This is a genomic window from Pseudorhodobacter sp. E13, assembly GCF_003991405.1.
Lineage (GTDB): Bacteria > Pseudomonadota > Alphaproteobacteria > Rhodobacterales > Rhodobacteraceae > Pseudorhodobacter.
In genome coordinates this window covers 32667-44023 of the sequence record NZ_RPEN01000152.1, presented here as the reverse complement: position 1 = coordinate 44023, position 11357 = coordinate 32667, and the positions used below count along the sequence as shown (strand labels likewise).

11 protein-coding genes are annotated in these 11357 nt (G+C 61.8%); 7 read left to right on the top strand and 4 right to left on the bottom strand.

Features of this window, described 5'->3' with window-relative positions:
- The first annotated feature begins 63 nt into the window (after positions 1–63).
- The 7 genes from EGN72_RS07300 to EGN72_RS07270 are packed head-to-tail and all read left to right on the top strand — an operon-like array spanning position 64 to position 6438.
- A complete protein-coding gene (locus EGN72_RS07300; protein WP_233587068.1) occupies positions 64–921 on the top strand; it encodes an SPOR domain-containing protein in 858 nt (285 codons plus the stop codon).
- 20 nt (positions 922–941) lie between these two features.
- Positions 942–2096 carry a D-alanyl-D-alanine carboxypeptidase family protein gene (locus tag EGN72_RS07295; RefSeq protein WP_127046069.1) on the top strand — a complete coding sequence of 385 codons (1155 nt, stop codon included), beginning with the start codon at positions 942–944 and terminating at the stop codon, positions 2094–2096.
- 1 nt (position 2097) lies between these two features.
- Complete coding sequence (gene tmk / locus EGN72_RS07290) at positions 2098–2733, top strand: dTMP kinase (protein ID WP_127046067.1); 636 nt, start codon at positions 2098–2100, stop codon at positions 2731–2733.
- A complete protein-coding gene (locus EGN72_RS07285) occupies positions 2730–3869 on the top strand; it encodes a DNA polymerase III subunit delta' (RefSeq protein WP_127046065.1) in 1140 nt (379 codons plus the stop codon). The genes tmk and EGN72_RS07285 overlap by 4 nt, the downstream gene beginning before the upstream one ends.
- A gap of 6 nt (positions 3870–3875) precedes the next feature.
- Entirely contained in the window at positions 3876–4703 is an 828-nt protein-coding gene (locus tag EGN72_RS07280) for a TatD family hydrolase (RefSeq protein WP_127046063.1), read from the top strand.
- Positions 4700–5506 (top strand): MBL fold metallo-hydrolase, encoded by an 807-nt coding sequence (locus EGN72_RS07275; RefSeq protein WP_127046061.1) that lies wholly within the window; start codon positions 4700–4702, stop codon positions 5504–5506. The genes EGN72_RS07280 and EGN72_RS07275 overlap by 4 nt, the downstream gene beginning before the upstream one ends.
- Entirely contained in the window at positions 5503–6438 is a 936-nt protein-coding gene (locus tag EGN72_RS07270) for an AEC family transporter (RefSeq protein ID WP_127046059.1), read from the top strand. The genes EGN72_RS07275 and EGN72_RS07270 overlap by 4 nt, the downstream gene beginning before the upstream one ends.
- A gap of 237 nt (positions 6439–6675) precedes the next feature.
- Here EGN72_RS07270 and EGN72_RS07265 read toward each other — a convergent pair whose 3' ends face one another.
- From EGN72_RS07265 to EGN72_RS07250, 4 genes are all read right to left on the bottom strand, one after another.
- The gene (locus EGN72_RS07265) at positions 6676–7587 is read right to left on the bottom strand and encodes an ABC transporter permease (RefSeq protein ID WP_127046057.1); all 912 of its coding nucleotides are present in this window, start codon (positions 7585–7587) and stop codon (positions 6676–6678) included.
- 7 nt (positions 7588–7594) lie between these two features.
- Positions 7595–8860: an ABC transporter permease gene (locus EGN72_RS07260; protein ID WP_127046055.1), complete on the bottom strand. Its 1266-nt coding sequence runs from the start codon at positions 8858–8860 to the stop codon at positions 7595–7597.
- A gap of 97 nt (positions 8861–8957) precedes the next feature.
- Positions 8958–10031: an ABC transporter substrate-binding protein gene (locus tag EGN72_RS07255; protein ID WP_127046052.1), complete on the bottom strand. Its 1074-nt coding sequence runs from the start codon at positions 10029–10031 to the stop codon at positions 8958–8960.
- 78 nt (positions 10032–10109) lie between these two features.
- On the bottom strand, positions 10110–11210 hold the full coding sequence (locus tag EGN72_RS07250) for an ABC transporter ATP-binding protein (RefSeq protein ID WP_127046050.1): 1101 nt from the start codon (positions 11208–11210) through the stop codon (positions 10110–10112).
- Positions 11211–11357 lie beyond the last annotated feature (147 nt).

Sequence of the window (11357 nt, the reverse complement as noted above, 5' to 3'; positions counted from 1 at the left end):
ATGGCGGAGACAAAGCGCGACATAGAATTCGCGCAGCAGTAGGGGCTGGAAATGGCACGGGCTATGACGAGAATTTATGTGCTGGCATCTGTTGCCGCCTTCGGGCTGGCGGGATGCCAAAGCACAGGCAACCCTTTCGCAAAAAAGGATAATTCTGCCGATGGCGGCGGCGCTGTGGCCAGCGAAACCTCGGTGCGGCTGGTCGATCGCGATGTCGAAGCGCCCAAGGTGTTTCAGGTCAGCCAAGAGGCTTTGTGGGATGGCCGCCCCTCGCTTGGCGGGGTTTGGGTGGCCTCGCCCGATGCGGTCGACCCAGAGCGGGTGATCCTGCGAAACCCGACCAATGGCAAATTTGTGATCGGCGCGCTGTTCCGGCGTGAACGGATCAACCCCGGCCCACCGCTGCAAATCTCATCCGATGCGGCGGCGGCCCTTGGGCTTTTGGCGGGGATGCCTGCCAAGCTGAACGTCACCGCCCTGCGCCGCGAGGAAGTCCAGGCTGAGGCCCCGGATGCCGCCCGCCCGATTTTGGACGCCAATGAAGCGGTGAAAACCACATCGCTTGACCCGGTATCAAATGCCGCTGCCGCGCTGGACAAGGCCGATGGCAAACCCGCCGCGCCCAAGCCGGTTGCCACGGCAGCGCCCAAACCTGCCGCCCCCAAACCTGCGGCACCCGCTGCTGCCTCCGGCGGCAAAAGCCTGATCCAGATCGGGATTTTCAGTGTCGAGGCGAATGCCAACCGCGCCGCCAGCACCCTGACCAAAGCCGGGGTTCCCGCCAAGGTCAGCACGGAAAGCAGCCAAGGCAAAACCTTCTGGCGCGTCACGGCGGGGCCGACCGATGCCAGCACCCGCGCGGCCACATTGTCCAAGGTCAAGGGCCTTGGCTTTAGCGATGCGTATTTCGTGTCGCGCTGATCTTACGGAAAGGACACCCCATGCGTTTCAAACTCCTCTTGGCCATTGTGGCGCTGCTGCCATTCACCGGGCAGGCGCAAGCGTTTGAAACCCGTGCCAAGGCGGCTTGGGTCTATGATATGGCGACCCAGACCGTGCTGATGGACAAGAACGCCGATGAATCGCTGCCGCCTGCGTCGATGTCCAAGCTGATGACGCTGAACATGTTGTTCGAGGCGCTGCGCGATGGCCGCGTGACGATGGACACGCAATTCACCGTGTCGACCCGCGCGAAAGACATGGGTGGTTCGACCATGTTCCTGAACGAACGCGACCGGCCCACCACGGCAGAGCTGATCAAAGGGATCATCATCAATTCCGGCAATGATGCCTGTGTTGTGGTGGCCGAAGGGCTGGCCGGCACCGAAGAGGCCTTTGCCCGGCAGATGACCGACCGCGCGCAGGCGCTTGGCATGACCAATTCCACCTTTGCCAATGCCTCGGGCTGGCCCGACCCTTACCAGCGCATGTCGATGCGGGATCTGGGCATTCTGGCCCGCCGCCTGATCGAGGAGTTTCCCGAGTTTTACCCGATTTTTTCGGAAACCGAGTTCAACTTTGCCGACCGTGCCGCCGCAAACCGCCATAACCGCAACCCTTTGCTGAAACTGGGCGGCGGGGCGGATGGCCTGAAAACTGGCCATACCACCGAGGCGGGCTATGGGCTTGTCGGCTCGGCCAAGCAGGGTGAGCGGCGGGTGATCTTTGTCATCACCGGGCTCGACTCGGAAAAGGACCGCGCCGAAGAGGCTGACCGCATGATGAACTGGGCCTTTCGCCAATTTGTTCTGAAAACGGTGGTGAAGGCCGGGCAGCGCATTGCCGAAGCGGATGTCTGGCTGGGCGCGGAGGCCAGCGTGGGCCTTGTCGCCGCCGAAGATGTGACCATGCTGGTCCCGGCTTTGGTGCAGGACGGGGTGACGGCGCAGGTCAATTACACCGGCCCGCTCAAGGCGCCATTGGCCCAAGGGGCCGAAGTGGGCAGCCTGACCATCGCCGTGCCGGACCTGCCCGAACGCCGCATTCCGCTGATGGCCGAAACCGCTGTGGCCCCTGCGGGGTTCCTCAAGCGGATCGAAAAGGCCGCGCAGGTTCTGCATGGCCGCTTTCTGGCAGAACAGGACCCGGCGAGCTGATATGGCAGGCGGCAGCGGCCTATTCATCAGTTTCGAAGGGATCGACGGGTCTGGCAAAAGCACACAAGCCCGGCTGCTGGCCGAGGCTTTGCGCGCCAAGGGCCGCAGTGTGGTGCTGACGCGCGAACCGGGGGGCAGCGCGGGGGCCGAAGATATCCGCCGCCTTGTGCTGGAAGGCGACCCGGATCGCTGGTCGCCGGAAACCGAGATCTTGCTGTTCACCGCCGCCCGCCGCGACCATCTGGAAAAAACCATCCGCCCCGCCCTGTCGCGCGGTGATGTGGTCATCACCGACCGTTTTGCCGACAGCACCCGCATGTATCAGGGCATCCGCCGTGGCACAGGCGCAGACCTGCGCGCCATGGTCGATGATCTGCACAGCCGGATGATCGGGGTAGAGCCTGATCTGACCTTGCTGATTGACATCGACGCGACCACCGGCCATTCCCGCGCCGTGGCCCGTGCCGGCGCAGAACAGCGATTTGAGGATATGGGCAGCGCCATGCAGGCCCGGATGCGCGAAGGCTTTTTGCAACTGGCAGCGCAATTCCCCCGCTTCACCGTGATCGACGGCGCGCGCAGCCCCGAAGCAGTGGCCGCCGATGTGCTGGCCACCACCTTGGCGAAACTGGCATGAGCCGCGCGCCCAAAGTCGCGCTGGAAGATCGCCCGCAGCCCGATCAGGTGACAGGCGCGCCGCATCCGCGCGAAACCCCGCAGCTTTTTGGCCACGCCGCCGCGGAACAGGCCTTTCTGGATGCCTATCGCGCGGGCAAGCTGCATCACGGCTGGATGATCACCGGGCCCTTGGGCCTTGGCAAGGCGACGCTGGCGTGGAAAATCGCGCGCTTCTTGCTGGCCACGCCGGATGATGACGGCGGCATGTTCGCCCCGCCGCCACCCGAAACGCTGGATATTCCCGAAAGCCATCCGGTTCTGCCCCGCCTCTTGGCCTTGTCAGAGCCGCGCCTGTTCCTGCTGCGCCGCGCTTGGGATGATGAAAAGCGCAAGCTGAAAACCACCATCAGCGTTGATGAAGTGCGCAAGATGAAAACCTATTTCACCATGTCGGCGGCCGATGGCGGGCGGCGCGTGGCCATCATCGACGCGGTGGATGAGATGAACACCGCCGCCGCAAACGCGCTTTTGAAACTGCTGGAAGAACCGCCGCCGAATGTGGTGCTGCTGCTGGTCAGCCACCAGCCCTCGCGCTTGCTGCCCACCATCCGGTCGCGGTGCCGCGAATTGCGGCTGTCGCCTTTGGCCCCCGAAGATATGGCGCTGGCCTTGGCCCAATCCGGCGATACACCCGATGATCTGATCCCGCTGGCGCAGCTTTCGGGCGGCTCGGTCGGTGAGGCGATCCGCATCACCAATCTGGACGGGCTGAAGCTTTATGCACGGCTGATCGCGCTGTTTTCCACCCTGCCCCGGCTGGACCGGACGCGGGCGCTGGCGCTGACCGAACAAGGCGCGGGGCGCGGGGCGGAAGAAACCTTTGATCTGATCCTGATGTTGATGGATCTGTTTCTGGCGCGTCTGGCCCGTGCGGGCACGCTGGGCTATTGCCCACCCGAGGCCGCACCGGGCGAAGCAGAGCTGATCGCGCGGCTGTCCCCCAACCCGTTTGCTGCCCGCGAATGGGCCGATCTGGCGCAGGGCCTTGCCACCCGCGCCCGCCGGGGTCGGGCTGTCAACCTTGACCCTGCCGCCCTTCTCATGGATATGGTTCTCAGGATTGACGAAACGGCGGGAAAGCTCGCCCAGAGGTGAGCCGAGATGACTGAACAGCCCCCCAAAATCACGGGCCCCGAAATCACGGGCCCCGAAATCGTAGACAGCCATTGCCATCTCGATTTCCCGGATTTTGAGGGCGAGTTGCCGGACATCATCGCCCGCGCCCATGCTGCCGGTGTGGCCCGTATGGTCACCATCTGCACAAGGCTGCGCAATGAACCGCAGGTGCGCGCCATTGCCGAGGCGAACCCGTCGGTGTTTTACGCCGCAGGCACCCACCCGATGAGCGCCGCCGAAGAACCGATGGCCACGGTGGCGGAACTGGTTGCGATTGCGCAGCATCCGAAAATGGTGGGGATTGGCGAATCCGGGCTGGATTATCATTACACCGCCGAAAGCGGGGCGGTGCAGCGCGACAGCTTGCGTATTCACATCGCGGCGGCGCGGGAAACCGGTTTGCCGCTGATCATCCACGCCCGCGCGGCGGATGAGGATATGGCCCGCATCCTGACCGAGGAATATAAGGCAGGGGCCTATACCTGCGTGATGCATTGTTTTTCCTCCAGCGCGGAACTGGCGCGCGCGGCGCTGGACCTTGGCTTTTATCTGTCGATGTCGGGCATCGCGGCCTTTCCGAAATCCGGCGAGCTGCGCGATATTTTTGCCGCGGCACCCTTGGACCGGATCTTGCTGGAAACCGATAGCCCCTATCTGGCCCCGCCCCCCTTCCGGGGCCGCCGCAATGAACCCGCCTATACCGCCCATACCGCCAAGGTCGGGGCCGAGGTGTTCGGCCTGTCGCTGCCCGATTTCGCCGCCGCCACCTGCGCCAATTTCGACCGTCTGTTCTGGAAAGCAAAAACCGCATGACCGCAACGCTGCGCTTCACCATTCTGGGCTGTGGGTCTTCGGGCGGGGTGCCGCGGCTGGGTGGGCATTGGGGCGCCTGTGACCCGGCCAACCCGAAAAACCGCCGCCGCCGCTGTTCGCTGTTGGTGGAGCGGGTGACAGAGGCCGGGACGACCCGCGTGCTGATCGACACCTCCCCTGATATGCGAGAACAGCTTTTGGACGCCGAGGTCGGCACGTTGGATGGTGTGGTGTTCACCCATGCCCATGCCGACCATACGCATGGGATCGACGATCTGCGCCAGATCGTGTTCAACATGCGCGGTCGCCTGCCCGTCTGGGCCGATCTGCCCACGCAAATCGCGCTGCGCGACCGGTTCAGCTATGTGTTCCAGCAGCTTCCCGGCTCCCCCTATCCACCGATCCTTGACCTGCATCTGCTGGACGGGCCGGTCAGCGTGACGGGTGCGGGGGGCGAGGTGGTGCTGCATCCCTTTACCGTCGATCATGGCTCGATGGAGGCTTTGGGCTTTCGGGTCGGCGGGCTGGCCTATGTGCCCGATGTCGTCGCGATCCCAAAGCCCGCATGGGAGATGCTGGAGGGGTTGGAGGTTTGGGTGATCGACGCGCTGCGCCGCAAGCCGCACCCCACCCATGCCCATCTGGACCTGACGCTGGAATGGATTGCCCGCGCCGCGCCGAAACGTGCGGTGCTGACGAATATGCATATTGATCTGGATTATGCCACGGTAGAGGCCGAGACGGCGGCGCATATCACCCCCGCTTTTGACGGCATGGTGATCGAGATCGCGGCCCCCGCATGAATGCGCTGCTGGATGTGATCCTGCCGGTTTTCCTGATCCTTGGGGCAGGGTATTTCGCGGCGTGGAAAAACATCGTCGATGCGGCTGCCGTGGATGGCGTGATGAAATTCGCGCAGAATTTCGCGGTGCCTTGCTTGTTGTTCCGCTCGATGAGCCAGCTTGATCTGGCCCAAAGCTTTGATCCGGCCTTGCTGACAAGCTTTTATGCGGGCGCCTTCGGGGCCGGGGCGCTGGCCTATGCGGGGGCGCGGCTGTTTTTTGGCCGCCCGCCGATGGATGCGCTGGCGATTGCTTTTGTGGCGAGCTTTTCCAACACGCTGCTGTTGGGCCTGCCGATCACCGAGCGGGCCTATGGCGCGGATGCGCTGGCCGGGAACTATGCGATCATCGCGGTTCATTCGCCCTTGATGTATGGCATCGGGATCAGCCTGATGGAGATTTTGCGCAGCAAGGGCGAGGGGCTGGCAAAGCTGGCGCTGACGCGGCGGGTGACGCGCGCGATTCTGAGCCAGCCGCTGGTGCTGGGAATTTTATCGGGCTTTGTGGTCAATTTGTCGGGACTGCCCTTGCCGGGGGTGCTGACCTCGGCGGTGGATATGATGGTGAAAGCGGCGATCCCGGCGGCGCTGTTCGGTTTGGGTGGGGTTTTGCTGCGCTATCGGCCGGAAGGCGATATGAAAACCATCGCCTTTGTTTGCGGGCTGACGCTGATTTTGCACCCGGCGATCACCTACGGGCTGGGGGTTTTGCTTGGGTTGAGCGTGGATCAGATGCGGTCGGCGGTGGTGACGGCGGCGATGGCGCCGGGGGTGAATGCGTTTTTGTTTGCCAATATGTATGGGGTGGCGAAACGGGTTGCGGCCTCTACCGTTTTGCTGGCCACGGGGGCGACGATTTTGACCGCTTGGGGCTGGTTGCATATTCTGCCCTGAGGCTGCGATTCCGCATATGAATCGCGCGCGGAATGCCTGCCAAGCGGTTGATTTTCAATCAAAGCGTCAGAAAAATTAGAGGTTTGTTAACCTGCGCGACGCAGCCGATCATGGTGGGATGTGGCAGGGGGCGGAGCCTCCGGCGGAGGTATTTTGGCCAAGATGATGCCGGGGGCGCGCAAGGGGATTGGGCGGGGCTTTGGCGCGTGTCGCCTTTGCCCCGCCGCAGCAGCGGTATCAGGCCGGCGTGACGCCGCGCAGGCGTTCGGAGCGGCGGCGCAGCAGTTCCACCACGGTCAGCAGGCAGATCGAGAAGATCACGAGGATCGTCGCCACGGCAAGGATGGAGGGGCTGATCTGTTCGCGGATGCCGTTCCACATCTGGCGCGGGATGGTTTGCTGTTCGTGGCTGCCGACGAAGAGCACCACGACCACTTCGTCAAAGGAGGTGACGAAAGCAAAGAGCGCGCCCGAGACGACCCCCGGTGTGATCAGCGGCAATTGCACCTTGAAGAAGGTGGTCACCGGCCCTGCGCCCATGTTTTGCGCCGCGCGGATCAGGCTGCGGTCAAAGCCCATCATCGTGGCGGTCACGGTGATGATGACGAAGGGGATGCCCAAGGTGGCATGCGCCATTACGAGGCCGAAATAGGTGCCGGACAAGCCGATATCGGAGTAAAAGAAGAACAGGCCGGTTGCGGTGATGATGATCGGCACGATCATGGGCGAGATCAGGATCGCCATGATCAGCTTGCGGAACGGCATTTCGGGGCGGCTGAGGCCCATGGCGGCGATGGTGCCCAGCACGGTCGCCACGATGGTGGAAAAGAAGCCGACGATGATGGAGTTCTTGGCGGCCTGAATCCATTTCGCATTGGCCCAGGCGTCTGCCCACCAGCTGCCATCGCGCAGCGCATCGGGGGCTGCCATGCCGAAGGTCAGCAGATTGTCATACCAGCGCATTGAATAGCCGTCCGGGTCCAGCCGCAGCATTTCCGGGGTGAAGGTAAAATACGGCTCTACGTTGAAGGAGAGCGGCATGATGATCAGGATCGGCGCGATCAGGAAGATGAAGATCAGCGCGCAGATCACCCGGTAGCTGTAATACCAGATGCGTTCCAGCGGGTCCGCGTAGATGGGAAGTGCCATGTGTCGATTACCCCAGCTTCATGTTGTCGATGCCGACCAAGCGGTCATAGGCCCAATATAGGATCAGCACGGCGGCCAAGAGCATAGCGGCGAGTGCTGCGGCCAGTGACCAGTTCAGCGATTTTTGCATGTGGAAGGCGATCTGGTTGGAAATCAGCGTGCCATCCGCGCCACCGACCAAGGCCGGTGTGATGTAATAGCCAACCGCTAGGATGAAGCACAAAATACCCCCTGCCCCGATGCCGGACACGGTTTGCGGCAGGTAGATGCGGCGGAAGGTTGTCCAGCTTGTCGCGCCAAGGCTGCGCGCGGCGCGGGCATAGCTGGGCGGGATTGTTTTCATCACCGAGTAGAGCGGCAGGATCATGAAGGGCAGCAGGATATGCGTCATCGCGATGATCGTGCCGGTTTGGTTATACATCATTTCAAGGCGGCCGTCGGTCGTGATGACGCCAAGCGCGACCAGAAGATCGTTCACAACGCCTTGGCTTTGCAGCAGCACCATCCAGCTTGTCGTGCGCACCAGAAGCGAGGTCCAGAAGGGCAGCAGCACAAGGATCATCAGCAGGCTGGCGTGGCGCAGTGGCAGCACAGCCAGCAAATGCGCAACCGGAAAGCCCAGAAGCAGGCACAGCCCGGTGATCACCACCGACATTACAAAGGTGCGGATGAACAGTTTGACATAGATCTGCACATTTTCCGGCGCCGCTTCGAAATTGCCATCGGCCCCGATCTGGCGGTCCAAGGCGGCTTGGTAGAAGTTCAGCGTGGCGGCGGCGGAGGCAGAGCGCATGGCGGCCCAGAGATCGGCGCGCGCCCATTGCGGGTCAAGCGCGAGGATCGCCTCTTTGAAGGGCGGCTCCAGGTCTTTGGCCTTGCGGGCGGCCGAGGTGAACAGCGAGCGCGTGCCCGGCAGTTCATAGTTGATCCGCGTGCCGATATTGCCGGCGGTTTTTTCTTCGGAAGCGGTTTTCAGATCGGCGGCGAGGGCGGCATAGGCGGCCTCATCCGGTGCGGCCTTGCCATTGGCATCAAACCATTTGCCCAGTTCGACCATATTGGCCGAGAATTTATCATCGGTGAAAGAGCGCGACAGCATTTGCCCGATTGGCACGGCAAAGGTCAGCAGGATAAAGACCAGAAGCGGCACCACCAGAAAGAAGGCCCGGATACGGGCGCGGCGCGAGGCCACGGCCAGCGCGGTTTTCAGCGGCACACCATCGACGGTGCGCAACACTTGGGGGTCGTCTGGCTGTGTATCAGTGGCGGCCATGGCGGTTTTGGTCCTGTCGGTTGGGTCGTTCTTGTCGCCCTCTGTCGGGGCTTTGGGGTGAAGGGGCGCAAGTGCTGCGCCCCTTCGGATGGGCAGCTTAGTTCAGCAGCCAGGAGTTGAAACGCTCGTTCAACTGGGTGTCGCGGTCAGCCCAGAATTCGAAATCCGAGGCCAGAGCGTTGGTCAGGTTGGCAGCAGCGGTGGGCATGTAGGGGCCCATCTCGGTTTTGCCGTCCTCATACAGACCAACCAACGGACCCGAAGATTTGCGTGCCGGACCGTAAGAGATGTATTTCGCCTGATCGGCCAGACGCTGGGTGCCGGTGGCATAGGCCAGGAACTGCGTTGCCGCTTCGAGGTTCTTTGCACCCTTCGGAATGGCCAGAACGTCATATTCATAGACCTGACCGTCCCAGACGGATTCGAAGGGCTTACCTTCGGACACAGCAGCGGCAAAGATACGGCCGTTATAGGCGGTCGACATCACCACTTCGCCATCGGCCAGCAGTTGCGGAGGCTGCGCGCCGGCTTCCCACCAGACGGTGTCTGCCTTGATCTTGTCCATCATGGCGAAAGCACGGTCCACGCCTTCCGGGGTGGCCAGAACTTCATAGACTTCTGCCGCCGGAACGCCATCCGCCATCAACGCCATTTCAAGGTTTGCCTTGGCGCCTTTGCGCATGCCGCGCTTGCCGGGGAAGGCTTCGGTGTTGAAGAAATCGGCCATGGTTTTCGGCCCACCGTTCGGGAATTTGGTGGTGTCATAGGCATACATGGTCGAGAACACGATCGTCGCAACCGAGCAATCGGTCACAGCGCCGGGCAGGAAGTCATCCATCGCCGGGGTGCCATCATCGCCGGGGGGCAGGATTGCGGGGTCCAGCGGCTCCAGCAGGCCTTCGTCGCACAGGCGGATTGCATCGGCATATTCGATGTCGACCACGTCAACGGTGACGTTGTTTGCCTCAACCATGGCTTTGACCGGGGTGGCCGGATTGTCGGCGTCAACCATCGTGGTCTTGATGCCGGTTTCGGCGGTGAACGGCTTCAGATAGGCTTCGGTCTGGCTTTTGCCATAAGCGCCGCCCCAGGACATCAGCACGACTTCTTGCGCGGAAGCTGCGAAAGCGAAGGTGCTCAGCGCGGTGGACAGGATAAGTAGTTTCTTCATAGGCTCTTCTCCTTGTTGAACGTTTTTTGTTTTTTGATCCCACAGCAGGGGCGAACCCCGCCGCAGGATCAAAAAGGCTTAAGGTTGCAAGGCGCGCGCATCTGCGGGCGACCAACCAATCTTAATCTTTTCACCGGGGCGCAGCATGGTTTGCCCTTGGGTGTTGCGCGACTTGATCACGAAATCGTCGTGACCTGCCACGCGCAAACGGGTGCGGAACAAATCGCCCATATAGATGAATTCCATCACCTCGGCGTCGATCATATGCGCGCCGGGGGGCATCATCTCGGGCTTGAATTCGACCCGCTCGGGGCGGATGGAGACAAGCACCTTCTCGCCCTTCTTGCTGACATTGACAGGCGTTGCGGCGATCAATTCCCCGGTGCCAAGGCGCACTTCGGCCTCGGCGCCGTTGATCGTTTCGATCACGCCTTCCAGTTTGTTATTTTCACCGATGAACTGCGCGACAAAGGCGTTGTCGGGGCGTTCATACAGTTCATCCGGGGGGGCGAGTTGCTGGATGCGGCCATCATTGAACACGGCAACACGGTCCGACATGGTCAGCGCCTCGCCCTGATCGTGGGTCACATAGACCACGGTGATGCCAAGGCTTTCATGCAGGTGCTTGATTTCAAACTGCATATGTTCGCGCAATTGCTTGTCCAGCGCGCCCAGGGGTTCATCCATCAACACAAGGCTGGGATCAAACACCAATGCCCGCGCAAGGGCGATGCGCTGCTGCTGCCCACCCGAAAGCTGGGCTGGGCGGCGGTTGATGAAATCATACATCTGCACCATATCCAGCGCGCGTTTGATCTTGGTTTCGCGTTCATCCTTGCCCATGCCGCGCACTTCCAGCGGGAAGGCAAGGTTTTCGCCCACCGTCATATGCGGAAACAGCGCGTAGTTCTGGAACACCATCCCGATGCCGCGTTTATGCGGCGGAACCGAGTTGATCGGGCGGCCATCAAGGCGGATATCGCCGCTGGTGGCGGTTTCGAACCCGGCCAGCATCATCAGGCAGGTGGTTTTGCCAGACCCGGACGGCCCCAGCATCGTCAGAAATTCGCCTTTGCCAATGGACAGGTTCAGATCTTTGACGACGAGCGTTTCACCGTCATAGCTTTTTTGCACATGATCGAACACGACGAAACCGTCGTTCTGGGGTTGTTTAACCACCCTTATCTCCCTGATCGTTCCGGCAGGTGACCTGCGCTCTTGTTGCCTTTGACTAAAGCGAAATGTCAGGCAATTTGCAACCGTCTCCCTTTCATTGTGATGATTTGCCCGCAAATGCGGGAATATTGGGGGATTCTGCCCATTTTT

Excerpts from the sequence above, each read along its gene's own strand:
- EGN72_RS07265 (WP_127046057.1), bottom strand. The coding sequence starts at position 7,587 with ATGGCACTTCCCATCTACGCGGACCCGCTGGAACGCATCTGGTATTAC.
- EGN72_RS07275 (WP_127046061.1), top strand. The coding sequence starts at position 4,700 with ATGACCGCAACGCTGCGCTTCACCATTCTGGGCTGTGGGTCTTCGGGC.
- EGN72_RS07285 (WP_127046065.1), top strand. The coding sequence starts at position 2,730 with ATGAGCCGCGCGCCCAAAGTCGCGCTGGAAGATCGCCCGCAGCCCGAT.
- EGN72_RS07260 (WP_127046055.1), bottom strand. The coding sequence starts at position 8,860 with ATGGCCGCCACTGATACACAGCCAGACGACCCCCAAGTGTTGCGCACC.
- EGN72_RS07270 (WP_127046059.1), top strand. The coding sequence starts at position 5,503 with ATGAATGCGCTGCTGGATGTGATCCTGCCGGTTTTCCTGATCCTTGGG.
- tmk (WP_127046067.1), top strand. The coding sequence starts at position 2,098 with ATGGCAGGCGGCAGCGGCCTATTCATCAGTTTCGAAGGGATCGACGGG.
- EGN72_RS07300 (WP_233587068.1), top strand. The coding sequence starts at position 64 with ATGACGAGAATTTATGTGCTGGCATCTGTTGCCGCCTTCGGGCTGGCG.
- EGN72_RS07280 (WP_127046063.1), top strand. The coding sequence starts at position 3,876 with ATGACTGAACAGCCCCCCAAAATCACGGGCCCCGAAATCACGGGCCCC.
- EGN72_RS07295 (WP_127046069.1), top strand. The coding sequence starts at position 942 with ATGCGTTTCAAACTCCTCTTGGCCATTGTGGCGCTGCTGCCATTCACC.
- EGN72_RS07255 (WP_127046052.1), bottom strand. The coding sequence starts at position 10,031 with ATGAAGAAACTACTTATCCTGTCCACCGCGCTGAGCACCTTCGCTTTC.